General features: G+C 40.9%; 15 protein-coding genes. 2 read left to right on the top strand and 13 right to left on the bottom strand.

Annotated features, from left to right (window positions below):
• Positions 1-46: 46 nt before the first annotated feature.
• From rpe to AB5903_RS10525, 4 genes are all read right to left on the bottom strand, one after another.
• A complete protein-coding gene (rpe, locus tag AB5903_RS10510) occupies positions 47-697 on the bottom strand; it encodes a ribulose-phosphate 3-epimerase (protein WP_005658060.1) in 651 nt (216 codons plus the stop codon).
• 70 nt (positions 698-767) lie between these two features.
• Complete coding sequence (gene fmt / locus AB5903_RS10515) at positions 768-1739, bottom strand: methionyl-tRNA formyltransferase (RefSeq protein ID WP_034535938.1); 972 nt, start codon at positions 1737-1739, stop codon at positions 768-770.
• 8 nt (positions 1740-1747) lie between these two features.
• On the bottom strand, positions 1748-3538 hold the full coding sequence (locus AB5903_RS10520) for a chloride channel protein (protein WP_005658062.1): 1791 nt from the start codon (positions 3536-3538) through the stop codon (positions 1748-1750).
• A gap of 5 nt (positions 3539-3543) precedes the next feature.
• Complete coding sequence (locus AB5903_RS10525; RefSeq protein ID WP_005658065.1) at positions 3544-4107, bottom strand: L-threonylcarbamoyladenylate synthase; 564 nt, start codon at positions 4105-4107, stop codon at positions 3544-3546.
• Between the two features lie 80 nt (positions 4108-4187).
• Here AB5903_RS10525 and AB5903_RS10530 point away from each other — a divergent pair, with 80 nt between their 5' ends.
• Together AB5903_RS10530 and AB5903_RS10535 are read left to right on the top strand one after the other, a co-directional pair.
• Positions 4188-4619, top strand: coding sequence for a thioesterase family protein (locus AB5903_RS10530; protein WP_005658067.1), 432 nt, complete (start codon positions 4188-4190; stop codon positions 4617-4619).
• A gap of 80 nt (positions 4620-4699) precedes the next feature.
• Complete coding sequence (locus AB5903_RS10535) at positions 4700-5914, top strand: DNA-binding transcriptional regulator (RefSeq protein WP_005658069.1); 1215 nt, start codon at positions 4700-4702, stop codon at positions 5912-5914.
• 257 nt (positions 5915-6171) lie between these two features.
• On the opposite strand, the gene AB5903_RS10540 is transcribed toward AB5903_RS10535, so the two are convergent.
• From AB5903_RS10540 to AB5903_RS10580, 9 genes are all read right to left on the bottom strand, one after another.
• A complete protein-coding gene (locus AB5903_RS10540) occupies positions 6172-7620 on the bottom strand; it encodes a metallophosphoesterase (protein WP_005658070.1) in 1449 nt (482 codons plus the stop codon).
• Positions 7621-7634: 14 nt separating this feature from the next.
• Complete coding sequence (locus AB5903_RS10545; protein WP_368117838.1) at positions 7635-9959, bottom strand: family 20 glycosylhydrolase; 2325 nt, start codon at positions 9957-9959, stop codon at positions 7635-7637.
• The gene (locus tag AB5903_RS10550) at positions 9956-11407 is read right to left on the bottom strand and encodes a glycoside hydrolase family 125 protein (protein WP_005658074.1); all 1452 of its coding nucleotides are present in this window, start codon (positions 11405-11407) and stop codon (positions 9956-9958) included. Before AB5903_RS10550 ends, AB5903_RS10545 begins: the two co-directional genes overlap by 4 nt.
• A gap of 11 nt (positions 11408-11418) precedes the next feature.
• Positions 11419-13023 carry a trehalase family glycosidase gene (locus tag AB5903_RS10555; RefSeq protein WP_005658076.1) on the bottom strand — a complete coding sequence of 535 codons (1605 nt, stop codon included), beginning with the start codon at positions 13021-13023 and terminating at the stop codon, positions 11419-11421.
• 17 nt (positions 13024-13040) lie between these two features.
• Entirely contained in the window at positions 13041-14180 is a 1140-nt protein-coding gene (locus AB5903_RS10560) for an alkaline phosphatase (RefSeq protein ID WP_005658078.1), read from the bottom strand.
• A gap of 142 nt (positions 14181-14322) precedes the next feature.
• The gene (locus AB5903_RS10565) at positions 14323-15186 is read right to left on the bottom strand and encodes an endonuclease/exonuclease/phosphatase family protein (RefSeq protein WP_005658080.1); all 864 of its coding nucleotides are present in this window, start codon (positions 15184-15186) and stop codon (positions 14323-14325) included.
• Positions 15187-15200: 14 nt separating this feature from the next.
• Positions 15201-18128, bottom strand: a complete 2928-nt coding sequence (locus tag AB5903_RS10570) for a GH92 family glycosyl hydrolase (RefSeq protein WP_117740279.1) — start codon at positions 18126-18128, stop codon at positions 15201-15203.
• A 161-nt stretch (positions 18129-18289) separates the two neighbouring features.
• Positions 18290-19966, bottom strand: a complete 1677-nt coding sequence (locus tag AB5903_RS10575) for a RagB/SusD family nutrient uptake outer membrane protein (RefSeq protein WP_368117839.1) — start codon at positions 19964-19966, stop codon at positions 18290-18292.
• Between the two features lie 20 nt (positions 19967-19986).
• Positions 19987-23133, bottom strand: a complete 3147-nt coding sequence (locus AB5903_RS10580; RefSeq protein ID WP_117740278.1) for a TonB-dependent receptor — start codon at positions 23131-23133, stop codon at positions 19987-19989.
• Between the last annotated feature and the right edge of the window lie 102 nt (positions 23134-23235).

Here is a 23235-nt window from a genome sequence, read left to right on the forward strand (position 1 = left end):
GTCGCAGGAAAGGATGCCGTTGTAAGTTGTTTGTTATCAATAAATATTACAGATTTTTCAAAGCACGGATTGCTTCTGTTGGGTCGGGAGCAGAAAATACGGCATTGCCGGCAACCAAGGCATCGGCTCCTGCATCTACCAGACGGGAGCCTGTATCCAGATTGACACCGCCGTCGACCTCTATCAGGGCTTCCGAACCGGTCACTGTTATCAATTCGCGCAACTCGCGTACCTTATCAACAGTATGTGCTATAAATTTCTGACCGCCGAATCCCGGATTCACCCCCATTATCAACACCATATAGACATCGTTGATAATATCTCTCAGCATAGATACCGGGGTAGCCGGATTGATAGTAACCGCCGGCAACATTCCCGCTTCGCGGATTTGCTGCACTACCCTATGCAAATGCGGACATGCCTCATAATGCACGTTCATTATACGTGCCCCCAACTCCTTTACTTCCGGGATGAACTTTTCCGGCTGTACAATCATCAGATGCACATCCAAAGGCTTCTCGGCAAGCTTTGCCACATACTTCAATACCGGAAAACCGAAAGATATGTTGGGAACAAACACGCCGTCCATTATATCGACGTGTACCCAGTCGGCTTCACTGCCGTTAATCATTTCAATATCATTTGCCAGGTATGCAAAGTTGGCAGACAATATGGAAGGGGATATTATAGGTTTCATAACAGTTACATTCTAATAGGTTACATGAATTTACAACAGACAAATGTACAAAAAGATTTCGGATAAACGCTTAATGCACCCGACATTCTCCGGTCAGTTTAAATCCACGCAACAACTCATCCGTTTTCAGGCGTTTCTTGCCGGGAAGCTGCAAAGCACGCACACCAATCCAGCCGTCCGTACCGGCTATGCGGATATACGTCTTGCCATCGGTCTGCAAAGTTCCGGGAGCGGATTCATGCAGATGCTCTATCTTCTCTGTTTCAAAAATTTTCAGAACCACCGCTGTTCCGTCGGACTGTACCAATTCTGTCCACGCAGCCGGATAGGGAGACAAACCACGGATAAAATCATAAATCCGCTTGACAGGCTGGTTCCAGTCGATGCGACAAGTATCCTTGAATATTTTGGGAGCCGGACGCAATTCGCCCACTACAGCCATTTCTTCCTGCGGAACGGATTTCACCGTATCTGCAAGAATGGCATCCACAGTCTCCGTAACCAGACGTCCGCCAAGCATCATCAACTTATCGTGTACAATACCTACATTGTCCGTATCCGCAATCGGCACACGAACCTGTTGGATGACCTCTCCCGTATCAATCTCATGTTTCAGGAAAAAAGTTGTGATGCCCGTTTCCGTATCACCGTTAATCACCGCCCAGTTGATAGGTGCAGCTCCACGATACTGCGGCAGCAACGAAGCATGCAGATTGAAAGTTCCCAGACGCGGCATATTCCAAACCACCTCCGGCAACATTCTGAAAGCAACCACAATCTGCAAATCGGCATTCCAGGCACGCAAAGCCTCGACAAACGCTTCATCTTTCAATCTTTCCGGCTGGAGAAGTGGCAGGTCATGCTCCAGCGCATACTGTTTCACCGGAGAGAATTGCACCTTATGTCCACGTCCAGCCGGCTTGTCGGGCATCGTGATTACCCCTACTATATTATATCCGCCTTCTACGAGGCAGCGCAAGGGCTCCACCGCAAATTCAGGAGTCCCCATATATACAATCCGTAAATCTTCTTTCTTCATAATCATCTCTTTTAATCTTCCGAGAAATGTACCAATACCTGACGGTACGAGTTAAATATCTTTGATTTGGACACGAAACCGAGATACTTGCCTTCTCCGTCCACCACCGGCAGGTTCCATGCTTTCGTATCGTCAAAAGTGCGCATCACCTGTTCCATGCTGTCCGTATCATAAAGGCGCGCCGGAGCGGAAGTCATCAGTTTGCCTACCGTAAAACGATGATACAGTTCCTGCCGGAACATGATATTGCGTATGTCGTCCAGCAGGACAATACCAATCAGCTTACCCTCATTGTCCGTCACCGGAAATATGTTGCGGTGTGAGGCGGAGATGGCTTTCACCAACTCGGCAAGATCCATTTCCGGATGTACCGCAACAAAGTCTTTCTCTACCACATTCTCCACTTTCATCAGCGTCAACACCGCTTTATCCTTATGATGTGTCAGCAACTCACCTTTCTTTGCCAGACGCATGGAGTAAATGCTGTGCGGTTCAAAAACGATAATCGTCAGATAAGAGCTGACCGCGACTATCATCAACGGCAAGAACAAGTCGTACCCTCCCGTAAGCTCGGCAATCAGGAACACTCCCGTAAGCGGAGCGTGCATAACGCCACTCATCACTCCCGCCATGCCCAGCAAGGCAAAGTTCTTTTCAGGCAGATAGGCAGTCATCTCAAAATCATTGCTGAAATGGGAAAAAACAAACCCGGCGATACACCCCAAATACAGAGAAGGCGCAAAAATACCACCGCAACCACCACCGCCATTCGTTGCGCTCGAAGCGAAAACCTTAAACAGGATTATCAATATCAAATACAGCAGCAGCAAGTGGCTGTGTCCGTAGAAGAAAGAGTTATTCATCACCGTATCCCACTCAACATTACTTGTACCGTTGAGCAGTAATTCTATCGTATCGTACCCTTCACCGTAAAGCGGCGGGAAAAGGAATATCAGAATACTCAACATAGCGCCGCCCACCAGCAGTTTCTTATAAGGCAGTTTCAGTTTACCGAACATTCCTTCCACCGAACTCATGGCACGGGTAAAGTAGAGGGAAACCAGTCCGCAGAAAATACCCAGCATGATCACATAAGGGATACGCTCCAATTCAAAAGCCTGGTCAAGGTGGAACTTAAACATGGCTTCCGTACCCGTCACGATATAAGAAACGGTTGCCGCCGTCACCGCCGAAATCAGTAACGGAAGCAGCGAAGACATTGTAAGGTCTATCATAAGCACCTCCAACGTAAAAACAAGTCCCGCTATCGGAGCTTTGAAAATACCTGCCACGGCCCCGGCAGCGCCACATCCCACCAACAGCATCAGTGTGCGGTGCTCCATTTTGAACAGGCTGCCCAAGTTGGAGCCGATGGCCGAACCGGTAAGCACAATCGGCGCCTCTGCCCCGACCGAACCGCCGAACCCGATTGTTATGGAACTGGCAATAATGGATGACCACGTGTTATGACGTTTGATACGTCCCTGCCTGCGGGATATGGCATATAGAATTTTCGTAACTCCATGACTGATATCATCCTTTACGACATAACGTACAAACAACCCGGCCAAAAAGATTCCCACCACCGGATATATCAGATACTGGTAATTAGCCTCTGTTGTGTCGAAATTCTCTGTAAGAAAATTTTGTATCCAATGTATCAACAGTTTCAATATCAATGCGGCAAATGCCGTAAAGATACCGACCAGAAAGCTAAGAACCAGGATAAACCGTTTCTCCTTGACATTCTTCTCACGCCAAATGATAAAGCGTTGCAACCAACTTCTCTCTTCTCCAGTCATTTCCTTTATTCACGGATTATTTTAATCACTCCGCCTTTATCCAACTTGATAATGCTGGACGGCTTCGGATTACTCATCTCTTCCTGCCGGTAGCCCACGATATAATCCACCGCTGACTTTACCTCCTCACTTATTTCGCTGAAGTTCTTCGGCGAAGGCTGCCCGCTGATATTGGCTGAAGTAGAAACAATCGCCTTACGGAACTGCTGGCAAAGACGCTTGGAGAAATCTTCATTTGTCACTCTGATGCCCACGCTTCCGTCTTCCGCCAGCAAATTTGCCGCCAGATTACGCGCTCCCGAATAAATAATAGTCAACGGTTTGTCTGCCAGGTCTATCAAATCCCACGCCACCTCCGGAACATCCCGGACATAGAAATCCACTTTTACGGAAGAATCCACCAACACCAGCATCGCTTTGCTGTCCTGACGCTGCTTTATTTCATATACACGGCGCACCGCATCTTCGTTGGTAGCGTCACAACCAATACCCCAAATGGTATCGGTGGGGTACAGAATCACCCCGCCTTCCCTCATTACCTGGCAGGCTTTTTTAATGTCTTCTATCATTTCTTACTCTATAAATACAGTGATTAACACGCAAAAATAGTAAATTCGCACCGATTACAAACAAAGTTTAGGAGAAAACAATGGAAGATATTAAATTTAACCACACACTACCCATACAGCTACGTTTCAATGACGTCGATAAATTCGGTCACGTCAACAACACCGTCTATTTTTCCTTTTACGATTTAGGCAAGACGGAGTATTTCGCTTCCGTATGCCCGCATGTCGACTGGCAGAAAGACGGCATCGTCGTAGTCCACATCGAAGCCAACTTCCTTGCCCAGATTTACGGCTCCGACCACATTGCCGTACAAACCGTCGTGACCCAAATAGGCACGAAGAGTTTTCATCTTGCACAACGTGTCATAGATATCGAGACGCAGGAAGTAAAATGTATATGCACTTCCGTCATGGTAGCTTACGACCTCAGCAAGCACGAATCCAAACCGCTGACAAAAGAGTGGATAGAAGCTATCTGCAAATACGAGGGGCGGGATTTACGAAAAAAATAAAGATTGGCAAAATAACTTTATCGAAAACAAAACTAATACTTTTTTTTTCTACATTTGCATAGTTAAGGAACGTATAATTTATGATTCGATTAATACTGCTAAGCGATTTCACTGAATCTTTCTCCTATAATCTACTGAAAGGAGTATTGATGTACGCAAACAGCCACGAACCGTGGGTGGTGTGCCGAATGCCGCTTTCCTATAAACAAACCTATGGCATAAAGGGAGTGCTGAAGTGGGCAAAAACGTGGCATGCAGATGCTATTATCGGCAGATTCGACAACGACGACAATGTAGAAATTTTCCGTGAAAATGGAATCATTGCCATAGCACAAGATTACAAAGCAAGATTCAGTAATATTCCAAACATCACTGGAGATTATTACAAAACTGGCAGGATGGCAGCGGAATTCTTTCTAAGAAAAGGGTATCAAAATTTTGCTTTCTATGGCTATCGAGATACGGTTTGGTCACAAGAGCGTTGCGAAGGTTTCTATAAATGTATAGCCGAACATGGTTTTGGTAATTGTTTCCAATCATATCAAGAGCAATCTCTCGATGATCTTTGGTTTTATGAAGCTCCTCCTTTACTCAAATGGTTGCAATCGCTCCCCCTGCCTACGGCACTCTTTGCTTGTGATGATAATCAAGGTAATCGCATTACTGAATTATGTAAAGTAAATAATATCAGAGTACCCGACAAGATAGCAATATTGGGTGTGGATAATGACGAAATTATATGTAACTTATCTGATCCTCCTTTATCCAGCATAAGCCACAATATTGTAAGAGGCGGATTTGAGGCAGCAGAACTCATCGTACGCCTACTGAACGAAGAGAAAGTCAACTATCAAGATGTAGTACTGCAACCCATAAATATTATAAACAGACTTTCAACCGATTTTTATTCTACTACCGATACGCATATCCAAACAGTTTTGAAATATATCAATAAGCACCTGACTGAACATATCACCGTATCAGATCTCGTAAAACAAGTCCCCTTGTCACGTAGGTTACTAGAGATTCGTTTCAAAGGAGTTACCCAACAGTCCATTCAAAAATACATATTTTCTCTAAAAATAGAAAGGTTTGCTCAACTGCTACTTACCAGCAATGCTCCTATCTCAACCGTAGCGGAATCTGTAGGAATAAACAATCTAAAAAACTTGTCACGCCAATTCAAGGCTCTAAAGAATATTTCTCCCTATGAATACAGAAAAAGGCATCAAATAATGTCCGACTGCTATTACCAAGCTAAAGACTGCAGTTCTATTCATTTTTTAGGCAATTAGCTTGTGTAATTTTCCACGAAACATACGCAAACAAGATAAATAAATGTAAATCATATAATTACATTTTTAACGTATCTATTTTTGTATTCTCATAATCTGAATGAAATAGCAGTTATAGTTGACAATACATTAAAAAAAGACGTCATGCTTTTCTTATTGTTTAATGGCATGAAAAAAGCAAAATACCGGTTCTCAAACAAATGCTCCATACCAGGATTGTACGATGAACGGCACCACCCGGTACAGAGAAAAAAATTCTAATCCGGCAAAAACAGCATCTCGGCCGGAATGGGAGTTTCGGGAATATCTCGTCCTAAAAATCCGACCTCCAGTTCCTGCCCCATATAATTTTCAAAATACAATAAATGCAATGCATGATAACCTTTCTCAAGAGCAACCTTACCTTCGGCACGACGAACACTATGTCCACCATCATTATCAACTATCAGCTTATCATCAATATAAAGTTTAGAACCATCATCCGAAATGGTATAGAAGCGATATACGCCTCTTTTGGAAATGTAAATCAAAGTACGGAATTCATAGGCAAAGTGATCAGCAATGGCAGCATCCTTTATCAAAAAGTTCTTCATAATACCTTCCTTTACTTTCAAACAAGAAGTAATGTCAGCCACTCGTTTACATTGACCTTCATAATAAGTATAAGCTACCCCTTGTTTAGGTGATGCTACATTCATTGCCGGAAAATAATTCATCACCCGTTCCTCATCTGAATTTAATCCGGAGGGATAGTAATAGATCGCCTCACGACCTGAAAGCGTAGCAATCCAAGTATCAAACTTAAATTCACCTTCATACAGTTCAATGATACGTGCACCTCTAATCAATTCTCCGTAAGCATCCGCACCAGTCACCCGACCATATCCAAGCAATATTCTTTTATTGATACCAACATAATCATTATCATGGTCGTGACCGGCGAATACCCCCATTACATCTTTCCTATCAAGAAACGAAGCAAATATACCAGAATTGACCTTTGAAGAAGCAACTCCACCTTCTCTATCATTACCAAATGTCTTACCATCACCTATCAGTTCATTATATTCTAATAAAGGTATGTGAAAGAATGCCAATGAAGGTAAAGGACGTCCATTATTACAAGAAGCAAAATGAGCACTTTGTTTACGATACCATGCTATTTGGTCGAAATGTATCCAATCGTAAACTCCATAAAGTTTGTCAGGCTGATAATCATTAGAGTCTATACAATAAAGCACTGATTCTACCTTTTTCTTTGTCATCGAATCAAAAATCGGTATCACACAATTACCACACCCCATAACATCTCCAGGCCCCTTCGTTCCAACATAGCATGGAGATTTTTGCAACAAATCATAAATGCTATCCTTAGCCATGTGCTCCGCATCATGGTTACCCATAGTTACAACAAATGGCACTTTGGCATTATTAAATATTTCTACAACCGACATCCAGCCATTAATTGCAGGGGCTTCTGTCACTATGTCTCCAGTCAATATGGCAATATCCGGATTTTCGGATTTCAGTATCGTACGAATAGTTCTTTCTGTTTCAGCACACTTCGGTGAACCTGATGTCCAATGTAAGTCTGTGAACTGAACTATTTTAAACTTTCCATTTTGAAAAGACAATTGCCGTTGTGCAAAAAGCATTGATGGGATAACTCCCCATAACACTAACAAAAGAATTAATATTTTCTTCATAAGAATCTGATTGATTAGTTTATTTCTATTTCATCTATCGCCAATCTGCTTTGTTCTCCTTCATTGAAATATCCTTTTGGACATAAGCCCCCACTCAACAAGTCCAAGCGTACAAATGTAGCTTCCACTTCAGGAAATGAAAGAGAAGCAGGAAAGCGAGTGCTTTCCGTCAACGTAAAATCATATGATAAAACTTTATTACCTACTCCAAAAAAGTTTTTCCCGTCTGCCGAAACGGAAACACTCATTGCCTTTGCCGGCCAAATCATATTCCAAGGACGCCATAAGGAAGCAAAAGCTACTTGTTTTATTCTTTGCGTACCTTTCAACTCCACCACAATCTGTACACTATCCTGATAGAAGCTTACCCATCTACGCATGTCTTGAGCATATCCACAATATCCGTCAGTCAATCCAAAGCTTTCATCCAAATGTTCCCACTCTGTTTTAGGAACACACTTATAATCACATCCAGTGGCCTTGTTAATGGCAAATTCTTTATGAGTCACCCTACCCATAGATTTGCCTTCCTTATAAACGGCTGCGTAAATAACTGCATCTTTACTCAACAATATTGGTGACTTGTACAGAGAAGAAGAAGCCGTTATCACAGAATCATTAATCGCATAGTGTATCTCCGCATCCGGACAAAAAGAAGATAAAGCCACTTCATAGGTCTCATGATTCTCATTCCACACTCCCGCATAATTCACTTCATAAAAATTGCGGCAAGAATTCACCTGACAATAGTCCAACCGTTTGAACTCCTTATCCAACCTGCGAGTAAAAAACACAAAATCTTTATATTCAGGTTGCGTCCACTGCACTTCGGACATAGCCAACAAACGAGGAAAAGCCATATATTCAAATGCTTCAGGAGTTTGAATATATTCTCCCCAAATATTCGCCTGCGTACCTATTATATAAGACTGCTCTTCGGTAGTCAATCCAGCTGGTAGTGGGTTATAAAAATATACACTATCCAACGGAAGGAAACCACCAATCGCCAGTGGAGCATATTCTGGGCTCTCTTGATAATAATCTATATAGCATCGTTTACTCGGTGTCATAATAACCTTATGCTTTTGACGGGCCGCTATAATACCACCTTCTTCACCACGCCACGACATTACAGTAGCATTAGGAGCAAGCCCGCCTTCCAATATCTCATCCCAACCGATAATATCACGCCCCCTGCTGTTAACAAATTGTTCAATCTTATGAATAAACCAACTTTGTAAAGCTTCTTCATCTGGTAGTCCCTCTTTCTTCATCAGAGTTTGACAATGAATACACTTTTTCCAAGCTTTCTTAGGACATTCATCACCTCCAATATGAATGTAATGACTAGGAAAGAGTTCCATAACTTCCACCAATACATTTTCCAAGAAATCAAACGTATGCTCCTTAGGACAATAGACTTCATCAAAAACATCAAAGTAATCGCGTACCACATAATCTTTTCTCAACCCACAAGAAAGCTCTGGATATGACGCCAATGCAGCAGAAGCATGTCCCGACATTTCTATCTCAGGAATTACTGTTATAAAACGGTCAGAAGCATACTTAACAATCTCTCTAATTTCTTCTTGTGTATAATATCCCGCTTGTTTTTTTCCGTCAAACCGCCGTGGGTAATAATAATCAGAATGTCCTACTTGAGTTTGACTACGATGCGACCCCACCTCTACCAACTTCGGATATTTTTTTATCTCAATTCTCCAACCTTGATCGTCAGTCAAATGAAAATGAAATTTATTCAACTTATAGAAAGCCATCAAATCAAAAAACTTCAGTACCTCTTCTTTGGGAAGGAAATTACGACCAACATCCATCAAAGCACCACGATAAGGAAAACGAGGAGCATCCTTAATACTGACAATTGGAATTTCAATACGTCCCTCATACCTACGATCGGAAGCATAGATTTCTGCCGGCATCAATTGCAATAAAGATTGAACACCATAAAACAGTCCTGCTGCAGTTTCGTTAGAACAAATCCGTATAGCATCGGAAGCCACCTCCAATGTATAAGCCTCATCTTTTAGAGAATTATCAATTAACAGATAAATATCGGCCTTCTCTGTTGGAGAAACAGCTCTTAATGTTACCTGTGTGTTCTTCAAAAAGTTCTCTAAATAACGAAAAACTTTCATTTCATTCTCTCCGGAAGACACAGCCACAGTTTTCTCCCCTTGCAAAAAATACTTTCCTCGGGATAGAGTTATATCATTGGGCATCGGTATGATACCATAGTTTTCTACAGATTCCTTGCTTCCGCTGCCACATGAAAAGAGAGCCAATGAGATGGCAGTAAACACCCCCCAAATATATTTCATAACGTTTGTAATAAAAGGTTAGGATATGTCTGAACTACTTTAAGGATTAGCTCGCCAAACAGCGTGTTTGCCCAAGCAAACCAAGGACGTGTGAAATCAGCTGCATTTTCCGCATTAAAAGACTCATGCATAAAACCTGTTTCACCGTCCGTATCGCGCAGTTGCTTCAAACAACTGCGTATTTCTTCCTCATCATCAGTCGTAAAAGCTTTCATTATGATACTCATTGGCCAAATATAGTTCAACCCTACATGTGGACCGCCTATTCCTTCTCCAGCTTTTCCTTTAAAAAAATAAGGATTATTATCGCTCCATATCAATTTACGAGTATTTTGGTAAACTGCATCCTTGAAAGAACAATATCCCAAATAAGGAGCAGACAACAGACTGGGAATATTAGCATCATCCATACAAAGCACATTGCCAAACCCATCCACTTCAAAAGCATAAACCCGCCCACAAATAGGATGGTTAAACGTACCATACCTGCGAATTGCGGCATCTACTTCATCAGCTAAAGCTATACATTCTTTAGCAAAATCTATATGATTATAGACTGTATGTTCTATTTCAGACAATTGCCGCAACGACACAACAGCAAACATATTGGAAGGGATGAGAAAACCAAATTGAGTAGCATCATCCGAAGGGCGAAACGAAGAAACGATCAGTCCAACTGGCTTAACTGGTGCACCCCAACCATTATTGATTTGCGAGTCTGTAGGACGATCACAATCGCGCGAGAAACTATAAGTGCCGATTCCTTGTTTACGCTGCTGTTCCTTAAAAGTACGGACTACCAATTTCATAGCCTCGTGCCAATCTGCACTAAAGATAGACGTATCTTTAGTCAATGTCCAATACTGGTAAGCCAATCGAATGGGATAACATAGAGAATCGATCTCCCACTTACGTTCATGCAACTCTTTCACCATATGCTGTGTATGATCAGTTTCCCAATAACTACCCAATGGACCATCATTGAAAGCATTAGCATAAGGGTCTATCAGTATACATTCTGTCTGCCTGTTAATAAGTCCGGCTATCAAAAACTGCAAATCCCTATCGTCTTTCATCAACGGCAAATAAGGCCACACCTGCGCGGAAGAATCACGCAACCACATAGCGTCAATGTCACCAGTTATGATAAACGTATCCGGACGGTCGTTTTTCATCTTATATCTGACAGTAGTATCAAGTGTATTGGGAAAACAATTTTCAAACATCCACCGCAGTTTTTCATCTTTTATCTTTGGCTTTACTTCTTTAATGATTACCTCTACAGCTCTTGATACAAAACGCCTTTTGTCTATTGAAGGACGCAAGGAAACGAATTTCGTTTCTGATTCCCTGAAAGCGGCAAACGACAAAGATGGACGGACGGACATAGCAGCCAAAGCTAATCCTCCCATCTTCAGGAAATGACGTCGTGACATATTCTTTTTCATAGATTATCTTTTTAATAAGTGTGTTTACCAGGAAGCACAGTAATTTTCTTCTCTTTTTCACCATAAAGTACGAACAATTCAAAGCCAATATTCGTATCTACCGTAATGTGCGGTTCATCATTGACAGAACGGCGTGCTTCCGCCTTTAAACTGATAATACCTTCTGGTCCGAAAGGATAACGTTCTATTCCATTGGCCTCTGTCAGGTTCATGTCCCAAACAATTTGCTGTTTGGAGTAATCTCCCCGAATACCTATTATAAACTCTATCAGTTCGGCAATAGGTGGAAGTCCTGACCAACCGACAAATTCCTTTCTAGCCATAAATCCAGGCTCTGCCTTCTCCGGAGAATAGTATTCCCAAAATGTACCCGTATTCTTATATACCTCAAGTACTTCATTATAATGGTTCAAAGCTATTTCACGGGCTAACTTACGATAACCTTTCTTCACAAGACCTTGTATCACCATGTAGTTGGTACCCGGCCAGATGCCACCTTGCCAATAGCGACCGTTTTCCTTATACTTAGGATGGTCTGCCGACAAAGAAGGAACACGGAACTTGCGGTTAAAAGTTTCCGGATTATCCAATTCTTTTACCATACGGTTTAGTTGTATTGTATCTAACACATTGGTAAATAGCGCCCAATAAGCACCTATACCTTTGGTTTTGCAAAGAGTGCCATCAGCATATTGGTCATACAAAAATCCAGTCTTTTCATCCCAAAGATTATCATGAATATACTTTCCCAGCATCTTAGCTTCGTCTTCAAATTCTTCTATCTCTTGCCAGCGTTCTAAATAAAATCCCATTTCAAGTAATAAATTTGCAATGAACAATTGCTGAAGATTAGTATCTAACCAAACCATATGTCCATGACTATAAATAGGGCTATATCCGTTCGGAACCCGCGGCATATTATCCATACCTGTCCCCCATCCACTCGACCAATAAGTACCATTACGCCATGTACGGTTAAGTCTCAGCCACTTATAATATGAACAAAGTACGGGAAAAACTTTATGCAGACGCTCCATATCTCCAAACTGATGGTAATAAACCATTTCACACCAAGGCATCAAATTAGGTCCAGTGCTTACCGGATCATATCGTTCGAAACAATCCGCTCCATCTGCTTTAATTTCTCGGCAGATAAAACCGTCAGGATGTTGTTTGGCATAAAAGTTATCTAACGTGCGCTGAAAAGGGAAAAAACGTGTACCATACCGTGCAAACATCAGTATGAAAGAAGAATCCCACATGAAGATATTACCATTGTAAGCAGTATCCAAATAACTTGATACAAAACCCGAACCGGACTGTGGCTTACGAATATTTCCGACTGCTATTTCCCATGCCCTCCAATACATTTCCATTTCTTTTCCATGCCCATCCCAAATCGGATTGGGAAGTATCTGCCGAGCTTCTTCAAAACTCTTCGGTTCAATAACCTCGGGTTTGGCCACACGATACTCGTTCTCGGTAACCAAAGGTTCTTTTACATATGTATTCTTATAGGGCAAATGATAAATTTCATCATTACCACAATTTTGAGCTTTCAATAAAGGAGTTACAGAAAAGGAAAGTAAACATGTAAACAAGATATGTTTCAGCATAGGAAATAATATTTTAGTTATAGATTAAGCAGTTTCTTTATCTTATCAAAAATTGCGGTATTCTCATATATACCTGTAAACTCCTGTGCACCGGGCCCAAAAGCATATACAGGTACCATTACACCACTATGACCACCTGTAGAAAATTTACAAACAATTTTACCCTCTTTCAAATCACCATCTACCAATGTAAGACCACCGGTTTCATGATCGGCGGTAACCACTACCAGCGTTTCACCATCCTTAGCCGCCCATTCGTAAATGGCACCGATAGTACGGTCGAAATCATGTGTTTCCTGCATCAAGAGATTAATATCATTAAAATGTCCATAATCATCCAATTGCGAACCTTCAATCATCATGAAGAAACCATTATCATTTTGGCTTAAAAGTTCAATACCTTTTAACGACGCACGGGCAAGAAGGTCTCCACGTTCGTCAGGCAACGGAGCATCCACTGGATAAGGCACTGCAAATACCTTGCCACTCTTAATTTTTACCAGTTCATCCCAACTACGAGGCGTTTGAAAACCTTTGTCGCGCAACTCCTTGAACAAGTCACGTCCGTCCTCACGATTCTCAAAGAGTTTAGCACCACCGCCAAAGACATAGTCTACGTTACTGTTCACATAATCCGCCACAATTTCAGCCTCAGCATCACGATCTTTGTTATGGCAACAAAAATCAGCTGGAGTGGCATCCCAAAGGCGACAAGTAACTGCAATACCCGCAGATTTATCTTTGCCTACAGCAAAGTCTACCAACGACTTCAAAGGACGGCCTTCCACATCTACGCCTACGCTATGATAATTTGTTTTCTGTCCAGTAGCAATGGCCGTCCCCCCTGCTCCAGAATCGGTAATCAGTTTATTTGCACAGTAGGTTTTCGAAAGCCCCACAGCCTGACAATTATCCAAAAAAAGTTTACCACGATTAGCCGTCCAAGCAGAATATACGTGCATAAGACTCATACCATCACCAATCATCAAAACAACATTTTTAATCTTCTTCCCTTGTAACGGTGTTATTTTGTTAACTTCATAGGGATTCTCCAACACATAAGTCTGTTCTTTATCACGACGTTCTTGTGCAAATATATTAGCAGGGAATAATACTACTAACAATACTATAACACAGCACTTCCTTATTTTTTTCATTATTATCTGGTTTTATCAGTTACATTTACAAATTATTTATTATTCATAGTACATAGGACAAGATATTCAGTTCTAAACCTAAAGATGAACCTCCTAAACCTTAAATTTATTATTTTCAACCTAAAGTTCAAAAAGTAGAAAACTACTCTACAGTAACCAGCACCGGAGCATGATCCGATAAAAACTCTGATCCTTCTGTCTCGGCAAGCACTCCGTATCTCAATACCTTAAGATCGTTGCGTACAAACACATAGTCTATCAATGGACGTTTATCATAAGGTATCTTTCCAAAATCGTGAAAACTCCATGATGGTCCATAAACAATTGGAGACATAAGCCGTGTATCTTGCAGATGCTTTGGATTCTCGGCATCGGTCATGTGCTTGATAACATCCGATTCTGGCTCTGCATTAAAATCACCTGTTACAATTACTGGTAATCCGTCACTCAATTCGTTCACTCTGTCCAATATAAGGCTCACTCCTTCACGACGAGCCACAACTCCTATATGGTCTAGATGTGTATTCAATGCAAAGTATTCCTTTCCTGAAATCTTGTCTTTCAATTTACCCCATGAAGCAATGCGTTCACAAGCACCATCCCACCCTCTAGAACCAGCAATTTCAGGTGTTTCGCTCAACCAAAAATATCCAGAAGCAAGTAACTCAAAACGCGCTTTTTTGTACCAAAGAGCACTATATTCGCCTTTTACCTTTCCATCTTCACGCCCGACACCAATCACACCATATTCTGGTAAACGCTGCTTCAGGTCTTCTAACTGATTGTGAAGCACTTCCTGTGTACCCAATATATCAACATCATAGAATCGGATAGCCGTTGCAGCACGGTCTTTTCGGTATTGCCAATTATTCATACCATCTTCTGGATTGTCATAGCGGATATTATATGACATTACATTAACACGCGCCTGTTCAGAAACTTGTTGTTTCACTTGCCCGCAGGATACTACCCCAAAAGATAGAAACAATAAAATGATTTTTTTCATAACAATATATTTAATTATTCCACATACAAAACAGAAGAAGGAATTGGTACCAACGTTTCAGCAGAAGGCAATTTCCAAGCCCAACTCAAATGTTCTCCTTCATAATCTTCAAAGTAATAGAGCTTATAGGAATGGAAACCTTTTTCTAAAGCTATGAATCCGGTAGCAGGAATTGCAGCATGTGAACCGTCATTGTTCACTACCAGTTCATTATCAATGTATAATACACTGCCATCATCTGAACTAGTTTGGAAAGTATATACTCCATTTTCAGGCACTTTTATCAGTCCGGAAAAAATGTAACCAAAATGGTCTGTCCTGCTTGCACCTTGTATAGAAGGTTTAGACAAAACTCCAGTCCTCAACAAAGGTGTTTTTTCTATGTCAGTTACTTTCTGGTAATTACCTTCAAAGTACTTATAGGTCACACCATTCTGTACAGGATGTACAGAAAGAGCATCCTTCAATTCCGCTTTGAGAGCTATAATAGACAAGACTCTACTTGGATGATAACCTTCCTTAAATCCTCTCGCTTTCACTTGAGTCGTCTTATTCAAACTGAAAGGATGTTTATAAAGGAATGACTCCTCGGTCGGTTCGCTTCCGTCCAGTGTATACCTTATTTTCGCACCTTGAGTGGTTGTGGCCAGTTCTACAACTACACTTCCTTGGAATAAATTCAAATCCTTATCGACGTAAGGGATAGATACAACTTTATCTCGAGTATAGGAGTAAGGCGCAGTTTGTTCAGCAGTACCTCTGCTCTTATTTGGCTTGTCAGACAAGGTAAAACGCAACTCTCCTCCTCCCATCAGACAGTCATAGGTAATAAAGTTTGTATCTATCTGTTTCCCATTTAGTTCCACCTTTGTAATATAAATATTTTTCTGCGGATCATTGGCAAGTATCGTCAAGGTTCTTCCATTAGCCAAATGCACTACAACTTTCTCGAACAAGGGAGTAGTAAGAACATATTCGTTGCTACCAGGACAAACCGAATAAAGTCCCATACTTGAAAGAATATACCATGCCGACATCTGCCCGCAGTCTTCATTGCCAATAATACCTTCCGGAGTGGGATGATACATCTCGTTCAGCAAGCGTCGCGACATTTTCTGTGTTTTCCAAGGCTCACCCACATAATTGTACAAATAAGCGATGTGATGACTAGGCTCATTCCCGTGGACATACTGCCCTATTAAACCTGTGATATCTACAAGATTGCCATGTATCTCTGCATCCGTATTGAAAATATCATCAAGAGCAGCAACAAATTCTTCTTTACCGCCAAAAAGTTGTATCATCCCATTCACATCATGGGGTACAAAGAAGCGATATTGCCAAGCTGTAGCCTCTGTATAGGCACGTCCCACTGCAAGCGGATTAAAAGGTGATTCCCAATTGCCATCCATACGCTTTCCGCGAAAGAATCTCGTAGCACCATCAAACACATTGATGTAGTTTTGCGAACGTTCAATGTATTTTTTATAAATATCTTCTTTTCCCATTTCTTGGGCCATACGTGCAATACACCAGTCATCGTACGCATATTCAAGCAGACAAGATACAGATTCTCTTTTAATATTAGAAGGAATAAAACCATATTTTACGTAAAAGTCCGAGCCTTTTTTGTTTTTATCGGAGGATATCATCATAGCCTCCAAAGCCTTCTCTGCGTCGAAAGACCTAATTCCCTTCAAATAGGCATCAGCTATAACTGATACTGAATGATAACCAATCATCGTGCCTGTTTCTCCAGCAGAAAGCGGCCAAATAGGAAGTTCCCCTGAAGCATCATAGATGTCGAGAAAGGAGTTTATCATGTGATTGACCAAGTCAGTATCTATCAACGTCATCAGCGGATTCCATGCACGGAAAGTATCCCAAAGGGAGAAAGTGGAGTATTGGATCCTTCCTATTGGCAACTTACCTATCTGCATGTCGTGGCGACGATATTCACCATTAACATCGTTCACGATATTGGGTACAACCATAGCGTGATACATAGCAGTATAAAAGTTCTCCTTGTCGGCTTCACTACCACCCTCCACAGTAATAGTAGATAGTTGTTGTTCCCAAGCACTTCGAGTAGCTGTATGTACTGCATCAAAATCGAAATCCTTCACTTCGGCCTCCATGTTTTGACGCGCGTTCTGCACACTCACCAATGACAATCCCACTTTAGCAATAATAGGCTCACCGTTCGTGTTATCAAATGTGAGGATAGCCTGTAAATCCGTACCGGTCAACTTGGTATTGATAGGCACTTTCTTCTTATTTTTCACAAACTCTACAGTCTGAAAGGATTTGGAAAAACGAGCTACGAAATAAATATATTGATTATCTGTCCATCCCCTGGTTCGGCGCATACCCGTAATTTCGTTGTCTGCAGTTTTCTCTAATTCAGCTTCATAAATATATTCATTATCAAGCGAATGTGCCATATCTACAATTACAGCAGCAAGATTTCCTGTAAGGTAAGTGTAACGATGCATACCTACATGAGGGGTCGCCGTCAATTCAGCCTTTATACCTTCATCTTTCAACAGCACCGAGTAATAGCCAGCCGATGCCATTTCGTCTTGATGGGAAAAGTTAGCAGGACTGTAGAAGAACTCATTTGTAAAGCTTGGTTCTTGGGTGGTAGGACGAAATAATATATCACCCAAATCTATGCATCCAGTTCCACTCAGATGGGTATGTGAAAACCCCCTCAAGGTAGTATCATTATAGTGATATCCAGCACAGGCATCCCAATTGCCTACACGTGTATCAGGACTTAACTGCACTGCACCAAAAGGAGCGGTGGCTCCAGGATAGGTATGACCGTGAAACCCTGTACCGATAAAAGGATCCACGTAATCAACGGAAAATTTCTCCTCAGAGTTACAAGCACTACATATAAAAAGATACAACAAGATATGTAAAATATTCAATTTCATCAAAGCATGTATTTGAAAATTATTCGGTTAACAACCACACTTCATTCGACAAATCTAATAAAAATCTGCAAGAACCAGCATACAAAGAAGACACCAATCCTTGCAGACAAGACCAATGGCAATGATCTACTTTTTAATCGTAAACTTCCAAAAGAGAAAGATTACTCATAGATATTTTGTTTCAACTGCCCGTTTGAGTTTATAATCTGATTAGACGGATAGGGAAAAACAATGAAGCAATCCTTATAAGAAGTTTTGTCTGTATAATCCGTGTAAAACTCAACTTTATGTGTATAATCAATAGCATCGGGTTTTCCATCTCCATTTGTATCGACCATACCACGGTTTTTGTAATGACGAACGAGAGGACGAGCATTTAACTCTTTCTCCGCCAATGCCTTGATTTCTGCATTAGAAGAATGGTGCCAACGTTTCAAGTCGAAAAGATGATCGGTAAATTCAAATGCTAATTCACAACGACGTTCATGATACAACTGTTCCATTGTAGCTGGTGATGGTAAAGAAAGCCCACAAGCGCGTACATGAATTCTGTTCAAATCTTTCCAAGCCTTATCCGGTTGGTTCTTCATCAAATAAGCTTCTGCCCGAAAAAGCATCATTTCAGCAAAACGGATTATCGGGAAGTTAACTCGTGCAGTAGGCCAGTCACCATTAGCATTTACATATCCTTCGGTTGTAGCATTAGCATAACCAAAAGGTTCCATATACTTATTAAATTGAAAACCTGATTCAATGTCGGACGCTGAATAAAACTCGCGTTCCTCTCCAAAAAATAGGAATTTTTGTCCGTATTCTAAAATAGAACGTTTCAATCGGTCATTTTCTTTACCATCACCATCTTTTAGCATTTCTGCATAAATGTCATATGTCGGTTTAATTTGTCCCCAACCATTGTAGATGCCCCAACCTTTATTTTCAAGTATAACACCCGGAAATTCAGAACCTCCTCCAGTAGAACCACCCGTACCTGGAATAGTCCATAAATATTCCTTTCCCCAATATTTTGAGAAGTCAGAAGAGAACAATTCATCGAAAGTGTCTGCCAAACCACGATTATACGTCGTTTCCAGCTCATCTACCAATTTAATAACCTCATCCCATTTCGTTTCATCCCACATGGCCCAGTAGGCATATACCTTTACCTGAAATGCTATAGCTGCTGCCTGATGCGCGCGCCCTAAGTCCTTATCATCATAATCTTCGAAACGTGGCAAACGTTTCTTAGCATTTTCCATATCTTCAATAATCAATTTATAGTTATCAATAACTGAAGCCTGCTGGGGTGGAATAGAGTTATCATATCCATTTACAAAATCTTCATAACGTACAAAAGGAACTCCTTGTTTATCTGTACCATAGCGATAAGCCATCAGAAAATGTGCCCATCCTCGAGTAAAATAGGCTTCACCAAGACTCCTGTTTTCTATTTCTGTCAATGCAGTAGTCTTTTCCTTATCTACTAATTGATCAATCACCCAATTAGAACGGGAAATCACTTTATACATGGTTTCGAACACAGTACGTAATGGAGACTCATCACCTGTATATTTAAACGTCGCAAGTGTCGGGAAATCACGTGTTTTTCCCCAAACTATATCATTAGCAGCACCCTGCTCCCAAAATAATTCTCGACCATACATGGCTTCCTGATGAAAACGTTCGTATAATCCGTCCACAGCGTCAATTGCCTGCTGATCATTTAAGAAATAAGCATTGTCTCTGGCATCTCCTTCGGGTTGTACATCAAGGAAATCACTACAAGAAGTGGCAGTAAGTAGTGCAACGCATACTACTCCAAATAATATATTCTTTTTCATAATCTTCATTCAATTTATAATTAGTAAGTCAGTTTTACTCCTAAAGAGAATACACGAGATACCGGATACTTCAAAGCATCCCACCCCCCGCATTCAGGGTCCATACCAGAATATCTGGTGATAGTTGCCAAATTTTCTCCACTCAAAAATACAGATAGGCGGCTGTTGCGGTCATTCAAGTGTGACCACTTACAAAATACGTCACTCAAATCATAAGAAAGCGTTACATTCTTCAAGCGCAGGTATGAAGCATCTTCCAGATACCAATCTGAAGCTGTGCTAAAGTTTCCATTGTTGTCATTCTTTGACAGAATAGGAATGTTAGATCCTCTGTTATCGGGCGACCAAGCGTTCAAGATCTCACGAGAACGGTTAAAGTTACCTTCTACATCACTTAAAAGCATATATTTGGAAACATTCATTGCTTGTGCTCCACCTACTCCTTGAAACATTGCACTGAATGACAATTTCTTCCAAGTAAATCCAAGTGTCCATGCAAAGGTAGTTTTAGGAGTAGCACTACCCATATATTGACGGTCACCAAAACCAATTGTACCATCACCGTCATAATCTACAAACTTCAAATCTCCTTTTTTAGCATCAGGTTGAATTCTCTTACCATTCTTATCCACATATGCCGCTGCTTCCTCATCACTTTGGAATATTCCAGCTGTCTGTATCAAATGAAAAGAATTCAAAGGTTCACCTTCTGTGGTCTGATAAATATCTTTCACACTACGGAAACTCTTATCATCTGTCCACACTCCCGGAGTTCCATCCTCATTCTTCACCCCAATGTCAGAAACCCAATTCTTCAGATAAGAAAAGTTACCTGTTACAAAGTAAGAAAAGTTTTTATTTATTCTATCATTCCAACCTATAGACAATTCAAAACCGCGATTTCGGACCTCTCCAAGATTTACCAACATAGCATCCAACCCCATAGTAGAAGGCCAGTTCATCGGTTGTGGCTGTATCAAATTGAAAGTACGTTTATCAAAATAATCCATTGACAAAGAAAGACGGTTATTGAACATTTCCATATCTAAGCCCAAGTCGTACTGTTCAGAAGTCTCCCATGTCAAATTTGGATTTAAAGCAGTACTATAATAAGCAAAGTTATTCCATAATTGATTAGAAGTTACACCGTATTGTGCTTGTTCTGAATAAGTATTTTTCGATAATAGTGGTGATTTATAATTATAATCAATAGACCCCAAATTACCGACACGTCCCCAAGAAGCACGTAATTTCAAAAGGTTTACGATATCGTTCTTCTTAAAAAACTTCTCATTAGAAATTTTCCATCCTAATGTTACAGCGGGAAAATCGCCAAAGTTATGTTCCTTAGGCAGGCGTCCTGCATAGTCACGGCGCCATGAAGCGGTTACGAAATAACGGTCGTCATAAGAATATGCCAAACGAGCAATCATTGAAACATTCGCATCTGGTCCCGTTAAATAATCAAGCACTTCAGTTGAATTGGCATAAGCCATGTATTGCAGATAGGCTGCTTCACTAGACAAGTCCTTTCCAATCGCTTCCAACCCCCGTTTCGAATAATGGTCAGCCGTAGTAGAGAACAAAGCACCTACGGTATGTTTACCAAATGTGTTATCATACGTTAATGTATTCTCTGTCTTCCAAGCGTCCATACGATAAGATTGCTCCTGAACATTATTTGATAGGTTCGGTTTACCAACTTCGTCACGGATAGGATTGAATTTTTTATAATAATAGTTCTGCAAATTGTAAGTAAAACGACTTACAAACTTTAAACCAGGCAACACATTACCTATTTCCAAACTAGTAGTACTCCACACATCACTTGTCTTATTGTAGAGATTTTCTGCCTCAAGCAAACGTACAGGGTTCACAGCATCACCATGAGCATCGGCAAAGTTTGAGCCATACTTTTCAATGTAAGCAGGGTCTTCTGTTGTTGTACCACCATAAGAGCCATCCAAGGGATTATAAATAGTAGCACTAGCCGGCATATATACAGCTGATAATATAGGACCAGTGTATGCATCATTATCCGTTTCTTTAGAACGACTTGTTGTATTCTTCCACACCAAATCTTCGCTGATTGTAATCCACTTGTTCAATTGCATCTTACCATTATAACGCAAAGCAAGATTTTTCTTATAAGTATTAATCAAAGTACCCTGATCGTTATCAAAAGACAATGAGAGGCGGCTGGAAGACTTATCTGTACCTACATTTAAAGCAATATTGTGGCGCTGATAAAAAGCTGTACGGAAAATAGCATCCATCCAATCAGTACGTGTAGTACCTACCCACGGATTTTTTGTTACATTCCAGCCATCAGGTAATGCCTGGCCTGCATTTTCATACGACCTTCTACGCATTTCCACTTGTTCTTCTGCATTGAGTGGTTCAATTAAATTAGTAGCCTGACGAAAGCCGAAAGTTCCGTCATACGTCAAAGTAGGAGCACCTTCTTTTGCCTTTTTGGTAGTAACAAGCACTACACCACCTGCTCCTGACTGCGCACCATAAATAGCGGCAGAAGCAGCATCTTTCAATACAACAATACTTTCAATATCGTTCATGGAAGTAATAGGAGCCCCCGGAACACCGTCTACCACCCATAATACGTTATCGCCGTTCTGCGAACCCTGACCGCGAATCACGATATTAGGAGTTGAAGTAGGATCACCACCATCAGCCTGAATAGTTACACCAGGCAACTGCCCTTGTAACATACTTTCCGTAGAAGTAACAGGTCGTGCAGCCAACTCATCTGTATTACTAATTATACCTACAGAAGCTGACAAGTCTTGCTTACGTGTATTGGCACCATATCCCAAAACAACTACCTCGTCCAGCAATTCTGTGTCTTCTTTCAACACAATTGTCATTTGCTTCTCACTTACAGGTATTTCTTGAGTAGTATAACCCACAAAGCTAACAACCAATACATCACTTTTAGAAGCGGAAAGAATAAACTCACCATTAACGTTTGTAATTACTCCATTAGTAGTGCCTCTCACTAGTACATTAGCACCTATTACAGGCTCTCCAATTTGGTCTTTCACAATTCCTTTTACTGAAATTTGCTGTGAGTACGCAATCACAGAAGTAAACAATCCCAATAATAGAAACAAAACCATTCGATAAAATCCAAGATTTACTTGTTTCATACATTAAAAATTTAAAGTTTATAATATAAATTTATAATTCCATCACAAAGGTTTAAAAACAGAATTACAATATTATTAAAAATAAAAAAAATATTACTATTT

It is taken from the genome of Bacteroides sp. 2201st1_D9_2201SCRN_220225, assembly GCF_040928965.1.
Classification (GTDB): Bacteria; Bacteroidota; Bacteroidia; order Bacteroidales; family Bacteroidaceae; genus Bacteroides; species Bacteroides stercoris.